Source organism: Alysiella crassa DSM 2578, from assembly GCF_000745955.1.
In the GTDB taxonomy this organism is placed as follows: Bacteria; Pseudomonadota; Gammaproteobacteria; order Burkholderiales; family Neisseriaceae; genus Simonsiella; species Simonsiella crassa.
This window is the reverse complement of sequence record NZ_JQKH01000039.1, coordinates 1-23,016: the sequence shown is the minus strand read 5'-3', so window position 1 is coordinate 23,016 and position 23,016 is coordinate 1. Positions and strand designations below refer to the sequence as shown.

The window sequence follows — 23,016 nt, the reverse complement described above, 5'->3', positions numbered from 1 at the left end:
AGCCGCCATGTTGATGATGGCAACTTTGGACTATTTTTCAAACCCAAAACAGGTCGTCCGATTTTTTGTCGTGTACTGAAAGGCTGCCTGAAAACTACACAGTTTCCGTACACATCGCCTGTTTTGGCACACGCGCCATCTGCCAATGCGCCACCGCCCACGCCAACACATCGTGCGGCGAATCCACATCGGGGCAAGCAGGCAGATTCAAATAGCCCAATACTTGCCGCAATAAAGTTTCCCGCGCCGCCAAATCCAACGCAGGCGCGAGTGTTTGCTTTGACCATTTCTGCCCCAAATGATTGACCAATAAAGGCAAATGCGCGTAATGCGGCGTGGCAGCCTGAAAACACGTTTGCAAATACATTTGGCGCGGCGTGGACACCAGCAAATCTTGTCCACGCACAATATGCGTAACCCCTTGTTTTATATCATCAACCACCACCGCCAACTGGTACGCCCAAAAACCATCGGCGCGTAACAAAACAAAATCGCCAATCTCGTCTGCCAAATTTTGCCCATATCGCCCCACAATTTCATCTTCAAATTCAAAAACTTGATTGGGAACGCGAATGCGCCACGCCGCCGATTTTTCAGGCTGCCTGTGTGGATTTTTGCTGGCACACGCGCCATTGTAAACAAAACCGTCCACCCCCTGTCGCGCTGCCGCGTGCCAATCTTTGCGGCTGCAAGTGCATAGATAAACGAGATTTTTTTCACGCAACTCGTCCAATGCGGCATGATAGAGCGTGTGGCGTTGGCTTTGGTAGACCACTTCACCGTCCCACTCAAAACCAAATTGTTCCAGCGTAAACAAAATATTGTCCGCCGCACCAACCATTTCGCGTGGCGGGTCTAAATCTTCCATACGCAACAACCATTGACCACCATGTGAACGCGCGTCAGCATAACTTGCCAACGCCGTCAGCAGCGAGCCGATGTGCAGTAAACCTGTGGGGCTGGGGGCAAATCTTCCAATATAACTCATTTGATTTGATTCCAAATTTTTGTTTTCAGGCTGCCTTTCGGTACACGATAATTTTTCCTAACCCCTAACTAAAATGTAGGGTGCGTACCACGCACTAAATCATTCAAACGACTGGATAATTCGGTGCGTGGTACGCACCCTACATGAATTTTGTTGTGTACAAAAAGGCAGCCTGAAAACGCAAAAGGCGGATATATTTCAATCCGCCTGTTTGATTTATTTGACTGAATTTTTGACTGAATTAACGAATCAGCAAACCATCTAATTCAAATAATCCGCCCATAAACACGCCATACGCCGTGCCGCCATCAGATTGATGCACCACCGCGCACCCCGACAATGCCAACGCCATCACCGCCCACACAAACCAACGCGTTTTCATGATTAAAAATTCTTGGACGTTTCCACGCCACCTGTGATGACACCGTACACTTCGCTGTTGCCCGAACCGCCATTCGCCGCACACGCCGACAACACCAGCGCACACATTGCGCCCAGCCATGATTTTTTCATGATTTAATCCTTGATTAATTTCAATTTTATTCAATTCAGGCAGCCTGAAAATATGTGCAGGCTGCCTACCATTTATTTCTCAATTTATTTAACTAATTTCAAACCCTTTTTCTGGGCTGATTCCAATGATGGGGCTGGCTGGTCAGCAACGGATGGCGCATTTGGATTATCGCCCGCTTCGCCCACAAACGGCTCAATCTCAAAACCCATGCCTTCGCCCGTTTCTTTGGCAAACACGCCGACAATATGCCCCACAGGAATCCACAATTCTTGCGCTACGCCGCCAAATCGTGCATGAAAATTCACCCATTCATTGTCAATGGATAAATCTTTGGTGGCGGTGGGGCTAATGCTCAAGGTAATGTGTTCATTTTGCACATATTGGGCGGGAACGCGTGTGTATTCGTTTACCCACACCGTAATGTAGGGCGTATAGCCATTATCCAAACACCACTCGTACAGAGCGCGTACCAAATAAGGTTTGGTTGATGTACTCATTTTCCTGAATCCTTATTTACGCATCGCTTTTTCGGCTGGCGTGAGCGCGGCGATAAAGGCTTCGCGTTGGAAAATGCGTTCGGCGGATTTCAAAATCGGGGTTGCGGTTTTGCCCAATTTGATTTCGTAGTGGTCTAAACGCCACAGCAAGGGCGCAAGTGCCACGTCAATCATGGAAAAATCATCGCCCAATACATATTTGCTTTTGGCAAATGCTGGCGCAATCATGGTCAAACCATTGGCAATGGCTTCACGCGCTTTGGCTTGCTCTTTGGCGGTGGCGGCTGAATTTTCCAGCGTTTGCACATGCACAAACAGCTCTTTTTCCAAACGGTGCAACACCAAACGCCCACGTCCACGCATCACAGGGTCGCCGGGCATGAGTTGTGGGTGGGGAAAGCGTTCATCAATGTATTCGTTAATAATATTGGATTCAAATAAAATCAGGTCGCGTTCTACCAGCACAGGCACTTGATTATAAGGATTCATCAATACCAAATCTTCGGGTTTGTTAAACACATCAATGTCTTTGATTTCAAAATCCATGCCTTTTTCAAACAAAACAAAACGGCAACGGTGGCTAAATGGGCAAGTAATGCCAGAATAAAGCGTCATCATAATGAGCAATCCTTGATAGATTAGGTGAAGCGGTTTCAGGCTGCCTGAAATTCAGGCTGCCTGAAATGTATTTGAAGCAAAAGGAGAAAATTATATCGTCTTTATGACAAAATCGCTAGTTTTTCATCACAACTTACTGATTTGACAAATAAATCAGTAGCCCAAACGCTGACAAATGGTGGACACCAGCCCCGCTTGATTTAAAGTATAAAAATGCAAACTCGGTGCGCCTTCGCGCAATAAACGCTCACACATTTCTGTTACCACGTCCAAGCCCAAAGCCTTGATAGAAGCGGTGTCATCGGCATACGATTGCAATTTTAAACGCAACCAACGGGGAATTTCCGCGCCACACATATCGGAAAATCGCGCCAATTTCGCAAAACTGGCAATCGGCATAATCCCTGGCACAATCGGCAATTCCACACCGCGACCACGCACATCGTCCACAAAACGGAAATACGCGTCCGCATTGTAAAAATATTGCGTGATGGCGGAATCTGCGCCCGCTTTGGCTTTGCGAACAAAGTGGTTGATGTCGTCTTCTGCGCTGCGCGATTGGGGGTGATATTCGGGATAAGCGGCGATTTCAATGTGGAAATAGTCGCCGTGTTCCGTTTTGATTAATTCAACCAATTCATTGGCATAGCGCATACCCTCCATACTATAGCCCAAACCAGACGGAATATCGCCACGCAAGGCGACAATGTGTTTTACGCCTATCTCTTTGTATTCTAATAATAAATCTTTAATTTCATCAGCCGTCATGCCAATACAGGGCAAATGTGGTGCGGCAGGAATATCTTCACTCAAAATATCTTTGATGGTTTGCATGGTGCCATCGCGGGTGCTGCCGCCTGCGCCCGATGTGCAGGAGAAAAAGGAATAATTGAATTGGCTCAATTGTTTACGCGTAATCACTTGCTTCGCGCGACCTTCGGCTGTGCGCGTGGGAAAAAATTCAAAGCTGAGTTTTTTGGAATGATGGGGCATTTGGGTTTGACCTTAAAAAATAATTCAACAATAGAAAAATGGTGGGTTTACACCACCCTACGCAAAAATATCCCGAAACTTAACCATTTTCCACCCATTTGGCAAGTGTTTGCATTTTCAGGCAGCCTGAAAACGTAAAAATCAGTACAATTGTCCATTTTCCGCACACCCAAATTCACATCATGAAAGCACAACATTTTTTCTACGCCATGATTGGCTTAAACACCGCCCTATTTCTCTCGCAACTGATGGGCTGGGATATGCGCCCATTTGCCGCGCTCTATCCACTCAACCACCCCGAATTGCGCTGGTGGCAATGGTTTACCCATATTTTTTTACATGAAAACATACTCCATTTGCTGCTGAATATGTACGCCATTTACTTTTTCGGTGCGCCCGTGTTAGCCACCATGAAAACCCGTAAATTCGCCCTACTCTATTTATTGGGCGGTTTAATTGGTGGCGCGTTGTACAATCTGGTTTTAGCGATACAAACCCCTGCTGCCTATGTGCCACACAGCCAAATATTGGGGGCTTCAGGGGCGGCATTTGCGATTTTGGCGGCGTTTGCCATGCGTTTTCCCAATGCGCCGCTTGGGATTATGTTTTTGCCATTTGAATTTAAAGCCAAGTATTTTGTGATGGCGATTGTGGCGTATGAGATTTTTGCGACTTTTTCGGGCGTATCCCTATTTGGCAGCAATATCGCGCACATGGCGCATGTAGGCGGCGCAATAGTAGGGTGTTTACTCACATGGTTGTGGCGGAAAAGACACATTCATTTGGTCAAATAAAATTCTTCTCATTTGAATTTAAACCTGTTCAAGCCGCCATTTCAGGCAGCCTGAAAGAAATAATACATTGAATTTATTAAAAATTACCAAAAAATCAATCTGTAAATACACCCAAACCACTTTTGACCAACACAAGAGCGATTTTATTGAAGTTTTCCAAGCCGTCTATTTACGCAAAACCGCTATTTTGCTATGATTGCGGCTTTTCAAGTAGGCAGTAATGAGCATATTGGTTATGCAAGGAGATTTTATGCGTTTTAAACAGCTTTTATTGGTGAGTATCGTGGCGATGGCTTTGAACGCGTGTTCAGAGCAAGAACCACGCACAACACCCAACACGTCAAGCCAAAAAACGCAGTCTACTACTGCGCCCAATGTGCAACCTGCGCAAGCCGTTATTGCCAATACATCTGCACCTATCGCCATTGCCACACCCACTGAACCAAGTGAAGTCATCGCACCTTTAGGCGCAAGCACCGTCATTACCCAAACCATTGACGGTCGCCAAATGGTCGTATCCGCCGATTTGAATTTTGAAACGGGCAATGTGCAAAAAACCACCATGCAAGTGGAAGAATTAGCCAAACGCCATGCAGGTTTCATCGTATTTTCCGAAATCAAAACCTACACCAGTGGTTCGCAAGCCTACCCCAAACCCGATGGCAACACGCTCCACATCACACGTTACAGCCACGAAGGCAGCATGACAGTGCGCGTACCACGCGATAAATCCAGCGAATTCATCAAAGATTTACAGCAAGTCATTGAATTTTTGCAACAACAAGAATTCAAAGCCGAAGACGTTAGCCTGACTTTACGCAAACAAATGCTGGAAGCACAACGCCAACAGGAACTCGCCGCCAAATTAGACGAATTCAAGCGCAGCAAACAACCCACTGCACAAACCGAAGCCGATATTCGTGCCGAATTTGACAAAAAAGCGCGTGAAAACGAAGCCACTTTGCAACAAGAATTTTGGCGCGACAAAATGGCGTATGCCACCATTACCCTACGTTTCAGGCAGCCTGAAGGCGTGATGCAAGAATTACAGCCGAATTTGGACGCGCTCGCCAAACAACATCGCCCCAATGTTGGCGTGATGGCGTGGAATGGCATTAAGCAGGGTTGGGATTACATCATGATGATGTTGATTTTCCTGTTGGGTTATTGGCCAATTACGCTGGGGATTCCAGCCGCTTTGATTGGGATTCGCGTGGCACGGAAAATTCGCTCTCGCCGACTGGCGCGTAAATTGGCAGAAGCAGTGCAAACTTCACGCCGCCGCCAATATGCCGATGATGAAATTGACGATTTTGATTAAGTAAAAAATAAAAAACAGCCGTTAAATTTTTATTTAACGGCTGTTTTTTTGCGTTAAAATGAGAAAAATTCCCTTTCAGGCTGCCTGAAAACCCTTTTTTTGATTTATACGGAGACCCAAATGGCTCAATCCATCATTACTGTAGTGGGCAAAGACCGCATTGGCATTGTGTACGAAGTGTCAAAATTATTGACAGAAAATCAAATCAATATTGTGAATATTAGCCAGCAATTGATGAGCGATTTTTTCACCATGATTATTTTGGTGGACACCAGCAAATGCCCCAAATTGCCCACCGAATTGGCAGATTTCTTCGCGCAAGAAAGCGAAAAACTCGCGCTGCAAATTCGCATTCAACACGAAGATATTTTTAACGCCATGCACCGAATTTAATTTAACTGACTAAAACACGGAGAATTGATGATGAAAAAAATGATTTTAGCGACTGTATTGGCAAGCACATTAAGTTTTGCCCATGCTGCCCCTTATCCGAAACACGATTTATCCAAAATCGTTACGCCCACCAGCGTGAATTTTGAAATGGCAGAACGGGTTTATCAGGACTTGAGCCGACACGCCGCCATGTACCCCACCCAGTTTGATAACGCCAAAGACAAAAATTTGGCAGAGCAAGAAGCCAAAGAATTGGCACGCATTTTCAATGGCTTGCTTGCCACGCAAATCATTACGCCACAACACGATGGCTATCGTGCCGTTTTGCACCGCGCCGCACGGGTAAACTGGATGGCGCACAATTTGGACGTACCACAAGCAGCGGCGGCGACCGACCAACATTATCAAACCTTACTGGCGCATTGTCGGGCAAGGAAAAAACGAACTTGATGAGCGAGTATGGTTCATTTTTGACTTCGGTGGGGCATACGGATAAAGCAATTACATTGTTGAAACAATCGGTTAAAGATGGCAATACGGCAGCAAAATTTGAGTTGGCGGTGGCTTTATTAACACAAGGTAAACAAACCGAAGCGGAAAAAAATTTGCGCGAATATGTCCAAGCCCATCCACAAAATACCCAAGCAAAACAATTATTGCAAGCAGTACAAAGTGGGAAAATTGAAGTCAAAACCGCTCAATAATCCCCCCTGATGTTTTCAGGCTGCCTGAATATTTTCAATCTTGCATAAAGGAAACCCATAATGTCAGCACAACATTTATTAGACCAACTGCGCCAAATCATTGGCGAACATGACGTTTTAACCGACCCAGCGCAAACATTGCCCTACCGCGAAGGCTACCGTTTTGGTTCAGGCGCAGCTTTGGCGGTGGTGCGCCCGAAAACTCTGCTGCAACAATGGCAGGCTTTGCAAGCGTGCGTGGCGGCAGATGTGGTGGTCATCAGCCAAGCGGCAAACACGGGCTTGACGGGCGGTTCTACGCCACAAGGTGGCGATTATGACCGCGATATTGTCATTATTAACACGATGAAAATCAACGGCATTCAGTTGATTAACAACAATGAACAAGTGGTGTGTTTGGCGGGTTCTACCCTGAACGAATTGGAACTGAAACTGAAACCGCTTGGGCGCGAACCGCATTCCGTGATTGGCTCATCTTGCATTGGTGCTTCGGTGGTGGGCGGCGTGTGCAATAACTCGGGCGGCGCATTGGTGCAGCGCGGTCCTGCGTACACGGAAATGGCGTTGTACGCGCAAATCAATGCGGCTGGTGAGTTGGAATTGGTCAATCATTTGGGCATTGATTTGGGCGATACGCCCGAAGAAATTTTAACGAATTTACAAGGACATCACTATCAACGCAAAGACATTCAAGCTGGCGGCAAAGGTCATGACCACGCCTATTGCCACCATGTGCGCGATGTGAATGCGGACACGCCCGCCCGTTTCAATGCCGACCCTGCGCGACACTACGAAGCATCGGGCAGCGCGGGCAAATTGGCGGTGTTTGCCGTACGTTTGGACACTTTCCCTGCGGAAAAAAACACGGCAGTATTTTATCTCGGCACCAATGACACGGCGGTTTTGACGCAAATTCGCCGCGATATGTTGGGCAATTTCAAAAGTTTACCAATTTTGGGCGAATACATTCACCGCACCGCCTTTGATATTGCGCTGACTTATGGCAAAGACATGTTTTACGTTATCAAACATGCGGGTACGGCAAATTTACCGAAAATGTTTGCCGCCAAAGCCAGCGCAGACCGTTTTGCGAAAAAAATCCCGATGTTGCCGAAACATTTTTCTGACCGCGTTTTGCAATTTGTGTCCAAATATTTGCCGCAACATTTGCCGCAAAAAATGTTGGATTACCGCGAGCAATTTGAACACCATTTAATCATCAAAGTCGGCGGCGATGGCATGGCGGAAACGCGTGAATATTTGCAAAACCTGTTTGCTGACTCTGCCAAAGGCGCGTTTTTTGAATGCAATCCGCAAGAAGCGCAGGCTGCCATGTTGCACCGATTTGCGGTGGCGAGCGCGGCGGTGCGTTACCGAGCCGTCCACCCCGATGAAGTGGAAGAAATTTTGGCTTTGGACATTGCCTTGCGCCGCAACGATGAAAATTGGTTTGAAACGCTGCCTGAACACATTGCCAACAAAATCAGTCATAAATTGTATTATGGGCATTTTTTCTGCCACGTTTTCCACCAAGATTACATTGTGAAAAAGGGCAACGATTGGTTGGCTTTGGAACACGAAATGTTGGCATTGCTGGACGCGCGTGGCGCACAATATCCTGCCGAGCATAATGTGGGGCATTTGTATGAAGCGAAACCCGAATTGAAGGCGTTTTACCGCAAACTTGACCCGACCAACAGTTTTAATGTGGGGATTGGGCATACGTCTAAAAAGAAAAATTGGCAGTAAAATCAAAATTTCAGGCTGCCTTTCATTACCCTGCAAAATAGTTGTAGTTGTAGGTCGGGCATGAATGCCCGACCTACGGAAACTGAAAATCATTTTTACATAAGGAAAATAAAATATGAAAATCATCAAATTATTGATTTTATCTGCCGCATTATCTGCTTGTGCGACAACATCGCCTACCGAACATTACGATTGTACAGGTTTAACAGGATTGCAAATTTTACGTTTCAATAAAAATAGCCATTTGTTTTTAAAGCATGACGAAAAATTTTATAAACGTTATTCAATGGAGACAGTTTCTAAACCAATAACAGTATTGGTACAAGCGTGCCACAATTTAAGTGATAAAAACACCACACGCATCAATATGTACAGCCATTTGTGGAGTAAAGTAACGTATTGTACCCAATCCGTTTCAGACAGCCTGAATACATACGATACCTTTTTAAATTGGGCAAAACAATCGCCTACAATGCGACAAAAAACCTTGCCAGAAGTTAATCAAAAATTGGCAGCAGCAACCCAATGTACTTCATCTACCGTACCAAAATCAGAACCTGCATGGTATGCGGATATTGAGAAATCTACACAAGAACCTCTATTAGTGTCCAATGCACGCGACCGCAGATTACATGGTATGCGAAGTTATGACACAATTGCTTTTACCGCCAATGACATTCAATATTTGCGTAACACAATTTTTCAATATGGAGAACAAAAATGAAATTGGCTCAAAAATTCATGATTGGTTTATCGTGTTTGGGGCTGGCTGCTTGTATGGCTGGTGGTGGATACATGAGAGTGTTTCAGAAAAATGTAACGACTACTTTTCCCAGTTTTAAAGACACCACTTTACATGAGAAGGAACGAGCATTGCTGCAAGAGTATATTGGTGATTATCAGGTACAACAATCTTGGGGCAATCCATTGGAAAAAATGGCATTGGCAAAAATTAGGTTGGACAACAATAAAGTCAGTTTATCGGTTTACCCTAAAGATTGGACTGTACCAAGTTTTAAAATAGAATTTGAGATGTGTCATATTGTTACTTCTGATGATAAATACATAAGGCTGAAAAAAGTGAAACAGCACTTAAAATGTTATGGTAAATCGTCTGATGGTTTTGGAACGTCTCTGGAAATTGCCAAGCCTAGTACAGAAAGTACGGGTTTTTCACCTAATCTTGAAATGTTTACGTCTATTCTGGTTGAAGGCAGACAAGTGCCGATTAATCAATTTGAGTATGCTTTATCTTATCAAGGTTGGCATGACGAACCTGCACCATTATTGGGTTTGAAGAAAATCAAATAATCAATACTTTTCAGGCAGTTTTTTCAGTACATAAAAAACAGCCTGAAAACCTAATTTCAAGGAAACCCCATGAACAATCTCCACACCAACGAAATCCTAGAAACCATCAATATGGTTGCCGAGCAAAATTTTGACGTGCGCACCATTACCATCGGCATTGATTTGCACGATTGCATACACCCCGACATCAACATCTTAAATCAAAATATTTACAACAAAATCACGCGCATTGGCAAAGATTTGGTCAAAACCGCGCAATATTTGTCTGCCAAATACGGTGTGCCGATTGTGAATCAGCGCATTTCCGTTACGCCCATCGCGCAAATCGCGGCAGCCACAGGCGCAAGCAGCTATGTTTCCATCGCCCAAACCCTTGATAAAGCAGCAAAAGACATCGGCGTGTCGTTTATTGGTGGCTTTTCCGCGCTGGTGCAAAAAGGCATGTCGCCAGCCGATGAAACGCTGATTCGCAGCATTCCCGAAGCGATGAAAACCACCGATATTGTGTGTTCGTCCATCAACATCGGCTCAACCCGCGCTGGCATCAATATGGACGCGGTCAAATTGGCAGGCGAAATCATCAAAGAAACGGCAAACATCACGCCCGAAGGTTTCGGTTGTGCCAAAATCGTGGTGTTTTGCAATGCGGTGGAAGACAATCCGTTTATGGCAGGCGCATTTCACGGTTCGGGCGAGGCGGACGCGATTATCAATGTGGGCGTGTCGGGACCTGGTGTGGTTCAGGCAGCCTTGCAGGGCTGCGACAGCCACGATTTAACCGAAATTGCCGAAATCGTGAAAAAAACCGCCTTTAAAATCACGCGCGTGGGCGAATTGATTGGGCAAGAAGCAGCAAAAATGCTGGGCATTCCGTTTGGCATTTTGGATTTGTCGCTTGCACCGACTCCTGCGGTGGGCGACAGCGTGGCGCGGATTTTGGAAAGCATGGGCTTGTCGGTGTGCGGCACACATGGCACGACTGCGGCTTTGGCTTTGCTCAATGACGCGGTGAAAAAAGGCGGCATGATGGCAAGCAGCGCGGTGGGCGGTTTGAGTGGCGCGTTCATTCCTGTATCGGAAGACGAGGGCATGATTGCGGCAGCCGAAAGCGGTGTTTTGACTTTGGACAAATTGGAAGCGATGACCGCCGTGTGTTCGGTGGGTTTGGACATGATTGCGGTGGCAGGCAAAACCAGCGCGGCAACCATTTCAGGGATTATTGCCGATGAAGCCGCCATTGGCATGATTAACAGCAAAACGACTGCGGTGCGGATTATCCCCGTAACGGGCAAAGATGTGGGCGAGAGCGTGGAATTTGGCGGATTGTTGGGTTATGCACCGATTATGCCTGTGAAAGAAGGTTCTTGCGAAGTGTTTGTCAATCGCGGCGGACGGATTCCTGCGCCTGTGCAGTCTATGAAGAATTGATGTTTCAGGCTGCCTTTCAGTACACGACAAAAATAACCGTAGGGTGCGCCGTGCGCACCAAAACCCACCACAATATTTAAATTATTCAGTAATTTGGTACGCACGGCGCACTCTACATTTTTGTGATTGGAAAAATTGTCGTGTACTGTCAGGCTGCCTGAAAAAAATTATGCTAAACTCACGCAATATTTTAAAAATTGCGTGAGTTTTTTATTATGAAAATCAGTAATCCTCCCAAATTTGACGATATTTTTCTCCAAATGTTTTTACCAGTTGGCATGAAAATGGTGAAACACATTGAACCAACCGTTTCACAATTAAAAGACTTATCCAATCAAAACAATCAAGTTAATATTGTCCTACCACCTGAACAAGAAATGAATGATGTCAGCGCGGAAATGGGAAAATTAATTAAAGAATGTTATCAACTATTTCAAACACATCAAGCCATTGACGAAAAAGGGCGTTATCTCTATTGGGACAAAATCAAACACAAATACGGCAAACAAGCCGAAAAAGTATGGGCGGCAACCAAAATTAATCGCTTGTTGATGCGAAAACCGCTTGTTTTAACTGAAAAATACGAATTTTATTTTTGTATTCCCGATACCATGCAAGCCCTGCTGCATTTTATTGACAAAACCAGCAGTCATTACAATATCCAACTGATTAATCAAAAAGATAAACATATTTTAAGTATGGAAGAAGCGATTACTTCCGCGCAAATGGAAGGCGCAGCGACCACGCGCAAAATCGCCAAAGAACTCATCACGCGCCGCCCCGACAAACCCAAAAACGATTACGAAAAAATGGTCATCAACAATTACCATTTGATGAAAAAAGTCGTTGAATTAAAAGACGAACCGTTAAACATTGATTTGATTTTGGATTTGCACCGCACCGCCACCCGCGATGTGATTGAAAACAATGCGATTTCAGGCGAATTTCGGCAAAGCGATGATTTTGCGATTTACGATGGCGAAAACAACCTGTTGCACCAACCGCCACCGCATGAAGATGTCGCCGAATTGATGAACGCATTTTGCGATTTTGCCAATGCCGAGCATGATGGTTTCAGGCAGCCTGAATTTATCCACCCGATTGTGAAAGCGATTATTTTGCATTTTTTGATGGGCTACATTCATCCTTTTGGCGATGGCAATGGGCGTACCGCAAGGGCTTTATTTTATTGGTTTATGTTGAAAAATGGCTATGCTTTATTTGAATTTGTGTCCATCAGCCGTTTGTTGCAGCAGGCAAATACAAGCTACGGTAAATCCTATGTTTACACCGAATGCGATGATTTGGATATGACTTATTTCATTTATTTTCAACTGGATAAAATCAAGCAAGCCATTGATGATTTTAAACAATATGTGGAACGCGAAAACCAAGCACGGCAAAATTTCACCGCGCAAATTTTGGATTTTGTGCAACAACATGGTTTAGATGAACGGCAAATTGAAATTCTGAAAATGGCGGTCGCGGAAAAAGGCAAAACATTTATCGCCAAAGAATTGGCAACGCAATTCAAAATTTCCGAAAACACAGCTCGGAAATTATTGAAAGAATTGGCAGATTTGAAATTGCTTGCACCTTTGAAATCGGGCAATGCGATTTTGTTTGTTGCGCCTGCGGATTTGGTGGCACGTTTGCAAAAATGAGTTTCAGGCTGCCTAAAACAATCAGGCAGCCTGAAAACCCAAATCCCTTTAATTTACCGCGACAATTCCAAAATTTCCATCTCAAAAATCAAAGGCGAATTGGCGGGAATATCGGGCGTGGGCGACATTTCGCCATACGCCAAATCCGCAGGCACAAACAGCGTGTATTGTCCGCCCTGTTTCATCAATTGCAAACCTTCCGTCCAGCCTTCAATCACCACGCCATCTTGCAAAGTTAAATCAAATACGCCACTATCAAATACTTTACCATTCAATAATTTACCCGTGTAGCGTACTTTTAATTTGTCGCCAAATTTTGCCGTTGCGCCCACGCCTTCACGGTGGATTTGGTATTGTAAACCCGATGGCGTGATTTTCATATTTTGCTGTTTGGTTTCAATAGATTGTGTATTTTGTGGCGCGGTAGCCGTATTCAGGCAGCCTGAAAGTGCCACCGCACAGCTTAAAGTAAACAAAATGGTTTTCATAAAATGCTCCGTGTTGTCAAAAAAATTAAGGATAACACAATTGACACCATAGTGTTTTAAACTTGACTAAAACACTAGGTTATTGCACAATCGCGCCACAATAAAATAAAAAAAGCGGAGCAACAGCCATGCGCCTCACCACTAAAGGACGTTTCGCCGTAACCGCCATGATAGATTTGGCAATGAACGCGCAAAAACACGCCGTGAAATTAAACGCAATCAGCGAGCGGCAACAAATTTCCCTTTCCTATTTGGAACAATTATTTAGCAAACTGCGCCGCGCTGGACTGGTGGAAAGCATACGCGGGCCGGGCGGTGGCTACATTTTGGGCAAAGCCGCCGATGAAATCAACATCGCGCAAATCATCGCCGCCGCCGAAGATAAATTGGACGCCACCTTGTGTAGCGGCAAAGCCAATTGTCAAAGTGGCGCACCGTGCCTCACACACAATCTGTGGGAAAATTTAAACCACACCATTCACGATTATTTAAGCAGCGTTACCCTTGCCAGTTTGCTGGAACAATCGCCACCTGATAAACAAACGCAAATTGTGAAAATCACGCATATTCATGTTTGATGATGAATTTTATTTTTCAGGCAGCCTGAAAATCAATTTACCCAAATAAAAACATACACTTCAAGGACATAAAACCATGAACCAAAAACCCATTTATTTAGACTACGCCGCCACCACCCCATTGGACAAACGTGTTTTGGACAAAATGATGCCCTATTTGACCAATGAGTTTGGTAACCCAGCTTCCAACAGCCACGCCTACGGCTGGACAGCCGAAGAAGCCGTAGAAAACGCGCGTAACGAAGTTGCCAAATTGATTAATGCCGACCCCAAAGAAATCGTGTGGACAAGCGGCGCAACCGAATCCAACAACTTGGCAATCAAAGGTGCAGCGCAATTTTACAAAACCAAAGGCAAACACCTGATTACCGTTAAAACCGAACACAAAGCCACTTTGGACACCATGCGCGAATTGGAGCGTCAAGGCTTTGAAGTAACCTATTTGGACGTGCAAGAAAACGGCTTGATTGATTTGGACGTGTTGAAAGCAGCCGTTCGCCCCGACACCATTTTGATTTCCGTGATGTGGGTCAATAACGAAATTGGCGTGATTCAAGACATTCCAGCCATTGGCGCATTCTGCCGCGAAAACAAAATCATTTTCCACGTTGATGCCGCCCAAGCCTGTGGCAAAACGCCTGTTGATGTGGAAGCAGCGCAAGTGGATTTGTTGTCCATGTCTGCCCACAAAATCTACGGACCCAAAGGCATTGGCGCATTGTACGTTCGCCGCAAACCGCGCGTTCGCTTGGAAGCGCAAATGCACGGTGGCGGTCATGAACGCGGTTTCCGCTCTGGCACTTTGCCCACGCACCAAATTGTCGGCATGGGCGAAGCCTTCCGCATTGCGCGTGAAGAATTGGAACAAGACATTGCCCACGCCTTGAAATTGCGTGAAATTTTCTTGAAAGGCATTGAAGGCATTGAAGAAGTGTACATCAATGGCGATATGGCGAACCGCGTTGCCACCAATTTGAACGTGAGCTTCAACTACGTTGAGGGCGAAAGCCTGATTATGGCGGTAAAAGAAATCGCGGTATCAAGCGGTTCGGCGTGTACTTCCGCCAGCTTGGAGCCAAGCTACGTTTTGCGCGCTTTGGGTCGCAATGACGAATTGGCGCACAGCTCTTTGCGCGTAACTTTCGGTCGCATGACCACCGAAGAAGAAGTGGCATTCGCCGCCGATTTGATTAAAGCGAAAATCGGCAAATTGCGCGATTTGTCGCCTTTGTGGGAAATGTTTAAAGACGGCATTGATTTGAGCAAAGTGGAGTGGGTGGAGCACTAATATTTTGCTTTGATTGAGTTTTCAGGCTGCCTGAAAGGGGTAAATGGTGGTTTCAGGCAGTCTAATAGTAATAAAAATAAAGGATATTTTGAAATGAATAATAAATTTCTGTACAAAAATATGGGGGGCAATGATGATGTTTTGCTAGATGCATTAAAATTTGCTTTTTCTTTTCAACAACCTGTTCATTTAGTATTCCCAAGAAAAACAGGTTTTTCTAGTACAGACATAGGAAGATTGCTGAATAAATTATTTGGAGAGGAAACATCTAAACAATTAGAAAAAGGAGAAAACATTTCTGGACGCTTAAATTTCCTACTGCCAAATCAAATAAATTTTCAAACAGGGCAAGGAGTTATTCTAGCTATACATTGTACTGAAAATGATATGGCGAAAATCACATCTAATAGTCCTAATGATAGCAAAATTATCTATGTTTCATGGTTGATGGAAGAGGCTGAAAATTGGGAAAACATTTGGAGAGATGAAGGATTAGAAATTAAGTACGGCACCCCAAATAGTCAACAAATTGTATTAAATCAAAAAGTTGAAGAGATGTTACAACGTCTGACAAAGATTATTAATTTAACGACAGGATTAGCCCACCCTTCTGATAAGGAAAGAGCTATAAAGGAATTTAAAAATTTGAAACAACTTGGGATTAAAGAAAATCCTGAATATATTGGAAATTGGGCATTAAGCAATGGCTGGAATGTTAGGCATATTGATGATTTAAAAAAATTAGCTACCAGATATTTAGCATAAAGCGAGTTCAGGTTGTGTTCAAACCTAACATAAATTAAAGCTTTCCGATAAGATTGTCGGATTTACAATCCAACCTACATCTTTCAGGCAGCCTGAAAGCCTAAAACAAAGGAATAGCCGATGAAAATCAAAGTATTAAATTTACCTAATGGCGACAAACGCATTATTTCTGGCAATTTGCTGGAACAATTTGATTTGGATTACACACAAGCATTGGATAAACTAAAACGTGATATTCAATTTGCTTTATCTGTATTGTCGCGCAAAAAATCCATTGAAAATCAAAATATCCGCGTTATACAAAGCGAACACCATTTGGATATTGTTGATGAACACAATCAAAGTTTGGATTGGCTTACCGTTGAAGACCAATGGCATGGTTTTTTTAGCATTTTGTCTGAATTAACAGATGAAGACAAAAAAGATTTAGATGAAATTTTCCCATTAAAACAATCTGATACCTTATCTATTGAGAAACAACATGCCTAAATATTTATTGGATACCAACATGGTTACGCATATTTTGCGTGAAAATCCAAATGTCTTAAATCAAGATAAGTAAATTGCATTTTTCGGAAATGGGCATTTCCATTTTAAGCCATGCCGAAATCCAATATGGTTTTGCCAAAAAACCTAAAAAAACCAAAATGCAACGTTTATTCAATCAATTACTACTACGGATTGAAGTTTTACCATTTGATGAAACCGTCAGCACACATTATGGACAATTCAAAGCAAATGTTGAAAAACAAGGTAAAAGTTTAGCCCCATTGGATATGTTGATTGCGGCTCATGCCAGCGCGATTGATGCGATTTTGGTAAGCAATGACCAAGCATTTCAACAAATTAAAGATTTACACGTCCAAGATTGGACACAAGAATAATATTTTCAGGCAGCCTGAAAACCAATTTCTCAACAAAAACCTTTTTATAAACAAAACACAAGGAACATACATCATGGCATACAGCGATAAAGTCATTGACCACTACGAAAACCCCCGCAACGTTGGCTCGTTCAACAAAGACGACCAAGACGTGGGCACAGGCATGGTGGGTGCGCCCGCTTGCGGCGACGTGATGAAATTGCAAATCAAGGTAAACGAACAAGGCGTGATTGAAGACGCTAAATTCAAAACCTACGGTTGCGGTTCAGCGATTGCGTCTTCCAGCTTGATTACCGAATGGGTAAAAGGCAAAAGTTTGGACGAAGCGTTGGCAATTAAAAACAGCGACATCGCGGAAGAATTGGAATTGCCACCCGTAAAAGTGCATTGCTCTATTTTGGCGGAAGACGCAGTAAAAGCGGCAGTCGCTGATTACAAAAAGAAACAAGGCGCATAATGTTGCAGGCTGCCTGAATATGAAGACTCATCTGCTTTTTAGGCAGCCTGAAAATATTTTTATCAACAAAATCAAAGGGAAAACATGATTACCGTAACACAAAGTGCCGCCACGCACATTCAAAATTTTCTCGCCAAACGCGGCAAAGGCGAAGGCATTCGTTTGGGCGTGAAAACCAGCGGCTGTTCAGGCATGGCATACACGATGGAATTTGTGGACGAAATTCAAGCCGATGATTTGGTGTTTGAAGATTTGGGCGTGAAAATTTTTATTGACCCCAAATCCCACGTCTATTTAGACGGCACGCAAGTGGATTACACCAAAGAAGGTTTGCAAGAAGGCTTCAAATTTGAAAACCCCAATGTGAAAGAAAGCTGCGGTTGCGGCGAAAGTTTCCATGTTTAAATATTTTTTCAGGCTGCCCGAATATTCAGGCAGCCTGAAAATATTTACAAACTTTGCTCGCTGCAAAATACGCGCCGCTCGCCCGAAATCGGGTCATCAAATTTAATTTGCTTTGCCAATAATTTCAATGGCTTGGCATAATCTTCACTCGCCACTTCCTGCGCTACAGGATAAAGCGCGTCATTCAGCAAGGGCATGCCCAGCGACATCATATGCACCCGCAATTGATGTTTTTTGCCTGTGGTCGGCTGCAATTCATACAAACTGATTTCGCCACGATTTTCCAATAAATTCAAAACCGTATGTGCATTGGCTTCGCCAGCCACCGTTTTGGTTAAAAAAAATTCATCGCCACGAACCAAACGCGATTGAATCGCCAATGGATACGCCAAATCGGTACGCGTGGGCGCAAGCGCATGATAAATCTTGCGTATTCTCTTGTTTTGAAACAAAGTTTGATACAAATGCCGCGTTTGGGGATTGTGCGACAACAACATTCCGCCCGCCGTGTCCTTGTCCAGCCGATGAATGGGCGTAATCTCGCCCACATTCAAATGTTGCAATTCAGGACGCAAGCGCAAACGAGTCAGCAAAGTTTCGCGCAAAAAACGCCCACTCGGAATCACAGGCAAAAAATGGGGCTTATCTACAACAATTAAGTCTTTGTCCAAAAACAAAATTTTCTCATCAAATGGAATGCGCGGCTCATCTGCACGACTGATTTCACGGTAATAAAAAATCGTCTCGCCCGCCACAAAAGGCGCGGATTCGTCCAAAGGCTCGCCCTGCTCATTCACCACCATGCCGCTATTGAGCCGCGCCCGCCACGCGCTTTCCCCCACAAAAGGAAAATGGGTGCATAAAAAATAGATAAGTTTTTGATTGTAAAAAATTTTATCATGCGGCAACACCAAATAGCTGGGTTTCACGCCATCTAAAATTGGCAAGGGATTGTGTCTTCTCATAAAAATAATATTTTTTTAAAACAATAGATTACCCACATCACGCGCAAAATTTTTCCCTGCGCGATTATCGCTGCTGGTTTTAGACGTGGTGCAGGTGTAACGCCCATCGTCCATAAACACCAGCTTGTAGTGCGCCCCGTCTTCGGTAATCGTGAAACCGATATTGATTAGGGCTTGGCGCGTGGGATTGTCCATGCGCGTGTAGGTGCGCATGGCGTTGCGTAGGGCTTCGTTTTTCTCGGCGCGAATATCCTGCGGCAGGGGATTCGCCTTGAGCAAATCCAGCAAAATATGCTGATGGCGACTATTATTATGCGATTGATTTTTAACAGAATATTCTAAAGTTTGTCGCACAAAACTCAAAATTTCATCATCATACAAATCCGCTTCTTGCCCATATTGCAACAAAGGTTTGCCTTCTATTTCTGTGGGCGTATTTTTTTTGCTGGCAGCCTGCAAATTCATAATTTTTTGTTTTAATTGTGAAATTTCATCATCTTTGACTTTCATTTCTTCATCGTGCAAATGCAGCAAATCCAATAACTCTTTGTTTTCTTGTTTGATTTTTTGTAACTCTTGCGCCAATGCCGAATCGGTTTCGCCCGTGTCCATCAAGGATTCTGGATTTTTATTATCCTCTTGATTTTCCGATGAAATTTCGGCAACACATTCGTTTTCAGGCTGCCTGAACACCGCGTAACGCGCCCAATCTATTTCCGCCAAACACGCAAACAAACCATGATGTCTATACGGCGCAGCAGGCAAAACTGAATCACCAAGTATTTGATAATTATCTATTTTTTTTGGTTTTGTTGGCAACCACGCCGCTTGTATCAACGCCAATTCTTCGTCATACACCATTTTGGGCAATTGGGATATGGGTTTGGGTGGCTCGGGTTTGGTTTCCGTTTGGGTTTCGGTTTGGACTGCTTGGCTGGCAATTTTTGGCGGTTTGGATTTTTTTATTTTATTGTTTTTAGATGGTTTTTCTGGTTTAACAGGCGTTTCGGGCGCGGCGGATTCAGGCGGTAAATCGGCGGTTTTTTCAGGCAGCCTGTCCAGATTATTTTTCAACTTTGCCAAATTAGACGGCACACCATTTTTGCCCACCACCACCCTACTCATCTTCAAAAATTCACTGGCTTGTTCCGCCATTAAAATTCTGATTTTATTCATCAAAATTTCAGGCTTTACCCATTCCAATTTGTCCATGCCCTTTTGCATTGCCCATTGATACGATTCTTGCCAATCGGGCAAATCAATAGACGGGATAAAACACACGGACATGATTTGCTCCACCAAAGGTTGAAAAGCAAATTTCGCCACTTTTTCTATTTTATATTCAATAGCTTGATAGCCATAAAATATTTGCTGACTATTCAGTCGTTGCCACGCCCACGCTAAAAAATCGCACACTTCTTCATAGGGCGTTTCCAATTGCCAGCGAGATTCTGGCGGTGGCGCATGATTGTGCGGCGATGATAGCGGCGTTTGTATATACTTTTCCCATTCTATTTCATGTAATTGGGCTGCTAATAGATGTCGCGGTGTTTTAGGTTCGCTGATGTGCAGCGTTGCCGCAATTTTTTTACGTAGGTAGCGCAATTGCACTTCGGCGATGTGTTCATTAAATTCTGTGATGGCTTGCTGGTAATCGTGTAAATTTATCATGGGAATTAACCAATTATTGTGTATTTTGTTTCAAGAATCCGACCTGCGAAAGGCAGCCTAAAAACCCAATCAATGTTTCAGGCTGCCTGAATCAGCAAATCAAGTTTACAAAACGGATTTTACCGTTTCCACCACATTTTCAACCGTAAAGCCAAATTCTTTAAACAGCAATTCGGCTGGCGCGGATTCGCCAAAACGGTCTAAACCCACCACTTTGCCGTTCAAACCAACGTATTTGTACCAACCATCGGTAACGCCTGCTTCCACCGCGATTTTCGGCAAGTTTTCAGGCAGCACGCTTTGTTTGTACGCCAAATCTTGCTTGTCAAACACATTGGTGGACGGCATGGAAACCACATTCACGGCAATGCCTTGTTCCGCCAACGCTTTTTGCGCGTTCAGTGCCAATTCCACTTCTGAACCTGTGGCAATAATCACGGCTTGCGCGTTTTGGCTGCCTGAAATGATGTAGCCGCCGCGTTGAATGTTTGCCAAAGTTGGCTCATCGCGTTGAATAAACGGCAAATTTTGACGGCTGAAAATCAAGCAGCTTGGGTGGTCTTGCGCTTGCACGGCTTGCGCCCATGCCACCAAACTTTCGGCTGTGTCGCAAGGTCGCCACACCGCCATATTCGGAATCAAACGCAAAGTCGCGGTTTGTTCAACAGGTTGGTGTGTCGGGCCGTCTTCGCCCAAACCGATGGAATCGTGCGTGAACACAAAAATCGGATTGATTTTCATCAAAGCCGCCATGCGCAAAGCATTACGCGCGTATTCGCTGAACATCAGGAAAGTTGCGCCAAACGGCTTCACACCACCGTGCAACGCCATGCCGTTCATGATTGCCGCCATGCCAAATTCGCGCACGCCATAATGCACATAATTGCCGCCTTGACGCGGTTTGATGGACACGCTGTTTGACCAATCGGTTAAATTTGAAGGCGTTAAGTCTGCCGAGCCGCCCACCAGTTCGGGCAACACTTGCGCCAAAATTTCAATGCTGTTTTGGCTGGCTTTGCGTGTGGCGATTTTTTCCGCTTTTTGGCAGATTTCGTTTAAGGCAGCCTGAACGTGTGTTTCAAAGTTTTCAGGCAGCGTGCCATTCATGCGGCGCGTGAATTCGGCGGCTTTTTCGGGGAATTTTGCCGCGTATTGTGCGAACAATGCGTTCCATTCGTTTTCCAATTTCTCGCCTTTTTCGTGGGCGTTCCATTGGTCGTACACATTTTGTGGGATTTCAAATGGGGCAAAATCCCAATTCAAATGTTGGCGCGTGGCGGCAATTTCGTCCGCGCCCAAAGGTGCGCCGTGGGTTTTGTGGCTGCCTTCTTTGTTGGCTGCGCCTTTGCCGATTAAGGTTTTGCAGCAAATGATGGACGGTTTTGCCGTTTCGTTTTTGGCAGATTGGATTGCCGCGCGGATTGCGTCAGGATTGTGTCCGTCCACATTTGCCACAACGTGCCAGCCGTAGCTTTCAAAACGTGCAGGAATGTTTTCCGTGAACCAGCCGTCCACTTTGCCGTCAATGGAAATGTTGTTATCGTCATACAAAACAATGAGTTTGCCCAAGCCCAAAGTCCCCGCCAAAGACGCGGCTTCGTGGGAAACGCCTTCCATCAGGCAACCATCGCCCAAGAAAACGTAGGTGTGGTGATTCACAATGTCCAAGCCGTCTTGGTTAAATTCGCTTGCCAAGATTTTTTCTGCCAAAGCCATGCCCACCGCATTGGCAATGCCTTGACCGAGTGGGCCTGTGGTGGTTTCCACGCCAGCCGCGTAGCCGTATTCGGGGTGTCCTGCGGTTTTGCTGTGCAGTTGGCGGAAGTTTTTCAAATCATCAAGCGACAAATCGTAGCCGCTCAAATGCAACACGCTGTACAACAACGCACTGGCATGACCGTTGGACAAAACAAAGCGGTCGCGGTTGAAAAATTGGGGATTTTGGGGATTGTGTTGCAAAAATTCGCGCCATAACACGTCTGCCATGTCTGCCATGCCCATGGGCGCACCGGGGTGTCCCGAATTGGCTTGTTGAACCATGTCCATAGACAAGAAACGGATTGCGTTGGCGGTTTGGGTTGCTGCCATGTTTTTTTCCTGATTTAAGGTGGATAAGGGGTTTGATTATGGCAGTTTTAACGCTTGTTTACAATATTTCAGGCTGCCTGAAAAGAAAAACCGCCATTTTGTGATATTGCCACAAATCTGTTCCCTCCCCCGTCCCCAACGCAGACCTGCCAAGTTCTAAATCATTTTCACAATACGGTCAATCCGATTGGCAAATCTTGCCAACCAATCTTTCCATTTATTGAAGCCATTAAATCGTGCAATATTTAATGCCCAACTCATTAGAACCGAATAGCAAGCTGCGGTATTCTTATTGCGAATAAAAGACTTATCTTCATTTAACTGAACATCTTTTACCCAATGTAATTTATTTTCAATCTGCCAATGTTGCATAATACCTTTTGCAAAATATTCTGCATTGTCATGGCAAATATTGCTTAAATAAAATCTATATTCATGATGATAAGTGCCATT

The 23,016-nt window shown here is 44.6% G+C and carries 29 protein-coding genes; 18 read left to right on the top strand and 11 right to left on the bottom strand.

The features are described 5' to 3' along the window. Window positions 1-94: 94 nt before the first annotated feature. From gluQRS to metF, 6 genes are all read right to left on the bottom strand, one after another. A complete protein-coding gene (gluQRS, locus tag Q338_RS07135) occupies window positions 95-988 on the bottom strand; it encodes a tRNA glutamyl-Q(34) synthetase GluQRS (RefSeq protein WP_034293565.1) in 894 nt (297 codons plus the stop codon). Between the two features lie 241 nt (window positions 989-1,229). Further along, entirely contained in the window at window positions 1,230-1,370 is a 141-nt protein-coding gene (locus tag Q338_RS14480) for a hypothetical protein (RefSeq protein ID WP_156961054.1), read from the bottom strand. 2 nt (window positions 1,371-1,372) lie between these two features. Beyond that, the gene (locus Q338_RS15340) at window positions 1,373-1,501 is read right to left on the bottom strand and encodes a hypothetical protein (RefSeq protein WP_280517474.1); all 129 of its coding nucleotides are present in this window, start codon (window positions 1,499-1,501) and stop codon (window positions 1,373-1,375) included. A gap of 84 nt (window positions 1,502-1,585) precedes the next feature. After that, the gene (locus Q338_RS07130; RefSeq protein ID WP_034293563.1) at window positions 1,586-1,999 is read right to left on the bottom strand and encodes a ClpXP protease specificity-enhancing factor; all 414 of its coding nucleotides are present in this window, start codon (window positions 1,997-1,999) and stop codon (window positions 1,586-1,588) included. Window positions 2,000-2,011: 12 nt separating this feature from the next. Beyond that, window positions 2,012-2,617, bottom strand: a complete 606-nt coding sequence (locus tag Q338_RS07125) for a glutathione S-transferase N-terminal domain-containing protein (RefSeq protein ID WP_034293560.1) — start codon at window positions 2,615-2,617, stop codon at window positions 2,012-2,014. Between the two features lie 153 nt (window positions 2,618-2,770). Then, window positions 2,771-3,610 carry a methylenetetrahydrofolate reductase [NAD(P)H] gene (gene metF, locus Q338_RS07120; protein ID WP_034293557.1) on the bottom strand — a complete coding sequence of 280 codons (840 nt, stop codon included), beginning with the start codon at window positions 3,608-3,610 and terminating at the stop codon, window positions 2,771-2,773. Between metF and Q338_RS14475 the strand changes: the two genes are divergently transcribed. The 11 genes from Q338_RS14475 to Q338_RS07070 all read left to right on the top strand — a co-directional run bounded on the left by Q338_RS14475 (window position 3,599) and on the right by Q338_RS07070 (window position 12,974). Continuing rightward, window positions 3,599-3,748, top strand: a complete 150-nt coding sequence (locus Q338_RS14475) for a hypothetical protein (protein WP_156961053.1) — start codon at window positions 3,599-3,601, stop codon at window positions 3,746-3,748. The genes metF and Q338_RS14475 overlap by 12 nt on opposite strands. Before the next feature lie 44 nt (window positions 3,749-3,792). Then, window positions 3,793-4,404 carry a rhomboid family intramembrane serine protease gene (locus Q338_RS07115; protein WP_034293554.1) on the top strand — a complete coding sequence of 204 codons (612 nt, stop codon included), beginning with the start codon at window positions 3,793-3,795 and terminating at the stop codon, window positions 4,402-4,404. A 220-nt stretch (window positions 4,405-4,624) separates the two neighbouring features. After that, on the top strand, window positions 4,625-5,725 hold the full coding sequence (locus Q338_RS07110; protein WP_084693565.1) for a DUF4349 domain-containing protein: 1,101 nt from the start codon (window positions 4,625-4,627) through the stop codon (window positions 5,723-5,725). Window positions 5,726-5,845: 120 nt separating this feature from the next. Next, the gene (locus tag Q338_RS07105) at window positions 5,846-6,118 is read left to right on the top strand and encodes an ACT domain-containing protein (protein ID WP_034293548.1); all 273 of its coding nucleotides are present in this window, start codon (window positions 5,846-5,848) and stop codon (window positions 6,116-6,118) included. 27 nt (window positions 6,119-6,145) lie between these two features. After that, a complete protein-coding gene (locus tag Q338_RS07100) occupies window positions 6,146-6,568 on the top strand; it encodes a hypothetical protein (protein ID WP_034293545.1) in 423 nt (140 codons plus the stop codon). Beyond that, on the top strand, window positions 6,568-6,822 hold the full coding sequence (locus tag Q338_RS07095) for a tetratricopeptide repeat protein (protein WP_034293542.1): 255 nt from the start codon (window positions 6,568-6,570) through the stop codon (window positions 6,820-6,822). The genes Q338_RS07100 and Q338_RS07095 overlap by 1 nt, the downstream gene beginning before the upstream one ends. A 60-nt stretch (window positions 6,823-6,882) precedes the next feature. Continuing rightward, window positions 6,883-8,571 (top strand): D-lactate dehydrogenase, encoded by a 1,689-nt coding sequence (gene dld, locus Q338_RS07090; RefSeq protein ID WP_034293539.1) that lies wholly within the window; start codon window positions 6,883-6,885, stop codon window positions 8,569-8,571. Window positions 8,572-8,686: 115 nt separating this feature from the next. Beyond that, window positions 8,687-9,295 carry a hypothetical protein gene (locus Q338_RS07085; protein WP_034293537.1) on the top strand — a complete coding sequence of 203 codons (609 nt, stop codon included), beginning with the start codon at window positions 8,687-8,689 and terminating at the stop codon, window positions 9,293-9,295. Beyond that, window positions 9,292-9,882, top strand: a complete 591-nt coding sequence (locus tag Q338_RS07080) for a hypothetical protein (protein WP_034293535.1) — start codon at window positions 9,292-9,294, stop codon at window positions 9,880-9,882. The genes Q338_RS07085 and Q338_RS07080 overlap by 4 nt, the downstream gene beginning before the upstream one ends. A gap of 69 nt (window positions 9,883-9,951) precedes the next feature. After that, window positions 9,952-11,310, top strand: coding sequence for a PFL family protein (locus Q338_RS07075; RefSeq protein WP_034293533.1), 1,359 nt, complete (start codon window positions 9,952-9,954; stop codon window positions 11,308-11,310). Between the two features lie 260 nt (window positions 11,311-11,570). Then, entirely contained in the window at window positions 11,571-12,974 is a 1,404-nt protein-coding gene (locus Q338_RS07070) for a Fic family protein (protein ID WP_115723730.1), read from the top strand. 53 nt (window positions 12,975-13,027) lie between these two features. Here Q338_RS07070 and Q338_RS07065 read toward each other — a convergent pair whose 3' ends face one another. After that, entirely contained in the window at window positions 13,028-13,462 is a 435-nt protein-coding gene (locus Q338_RS07065; RefSeq protein ID WP_051968536.1) for an FKBP-type peptidyl-prolyl cis-trans isomerase, read from the bottom strand. A gap of 128 nt (window positions 13,463-13,590) precedes the next feature. On the opposite strand from Q338_RS07065, the gene iscR reads away from it, so the two are divergent. The 7 genes from iscR (at window position 13,591) to iscA (ending at window position 17,839) form a co-directional block, all read left to right on the top strand. Further along, a complete protein-coding gene (gene iscR / locus Q338_RS07060) occupies window positions 13,591-14,040 on the top strand; it encodes a Fe-S cluster assembly transcriptional regulator IscR (RefSeq protein WP_034293529.1) in 450 nt (149 codons plus the stop codon). Between the two features lie 76 nt (window positions 14,041-14,116). Further along, the gene (locus tag Q338_RS07055; RefSeq protein ID WP_034293527.1) at window positions 14,117-15,328 is read left to right on the top strand and encodes an IscS subfamily cysteine desulfurase; all 1,212 of its coding nucleotides are present in this window, start codon (window positions 14,117-14,119) and stop codon (window positions 15,326-15,328) included. 93 nt (window positions 15,329-15,421) lie between these two features. Then, window positions 15,422-16,093, top strand: a complete 672-nt coding sequence (locus Q338_RS07050; RefSeq protein WP_034293525.1) for a hypothetical protein — start codon at window positions 15,422-15,424, stop codon at window positions 16,091-16,093. 120 nt (window positions 16,094-16,213) lie between these two features. Continuing rightward, complete coding sequence (locus tag Q338_RS15185; protein ID WP_244772954.1) at window positions 16,214-16,582, top strand: hypothetical protein; 369 nt, start codon at window positions 16,214-16,216, stop codon at window positions 16,580-16,582. Between the two features lie 89 nt (window positions 16,583-16,671). After that, window positions 16,672-16,977 carry a type II toxin-antitoxin system VapC family toxin gene (locus Q338_RS07040; protein WP_051968535.1) on the top strand — a complete coding sequence of 102 codons (306 nt, stop codon included), beginning with the start codon at window positions 16,672-16,674 and terminating at the stop codon, window positions 16,975-16,977. 73 nt (window positions 16,978-17,050) lie between these two features. Beyond that, window positions 17,051-17,434: a Fe-S cluster assembly scaffold IscU gene (gene iscU / locus Q338_RS07035; protein WP_034293523.1), complete on the top strand. Its 384-nt coding sequence runs from the start codon at window positions 17,051-17,053 to the stop codon at window positions 17,432-17,434. Between the two features lie 84 nt (window positions 17,435-17,518). Then, window positions 17,519-17,839, top strand: a complete 321-nt coding sequence (gene iscA / locus Q338_RS07030) for an iron-sulfur cluster assembly protein IscA (protein WP_034293520.1) — start codon at window positions 17,519-17,521, stop codon at window positions 17,837-17,839. Between the two features lie 44 nt (window positions 17,840-17,883). On the opposite strand, the gene Q338_RS07025 is transcribed toward iscA, so the two are convergent. From Q338_RS07025 to Q338_RS07010, 4 genes are all read right to left on the bottom strand, one after another. After that, entirely contained in the window at window positions 17,884-18,804 is a 921-nt protein-coding gene (locus tag Q338_RS07025; RefSeq protein ID WP_034293518.1) for a pseudouridine synthase, read from the bottom strand. A gap of 15 nt (window positions 18,805-18,819) precedes the next feature. Then, complete coding sequence (locus tag Q338_RS13745) at window positions 18,820-20,475, bottom strand: hypothetical protein (RefSeq protein ID WP_051968534.1); 1,656 nt, start codon at window positions 20,473-20,475, stop codon at window positions 18,820-18,822. 105 nt (window positions 20,476-20,580) lie between these two features. After that, window positions 20,581-22,563, bottom strand: coding sequence for a transketolase (tkt, locus tag Q338_RS07015; RefSeq protein WP_034293516.1), 1,983 nt, complete (start codon window positions 22,561-22,563; stop codon window positions 20,581-20,583). 156 nt (window positions 22,564-22,719) lie between these two features. Further along, window positions 22,720-23,016, bottom strand: a 297-nt coding sequence (locus tag Q338_RS07010) for an ISAs1 family transposase (RefSeq protein WP_034293514.1), incomplete at its 5' end; no start/stop codon positions are given.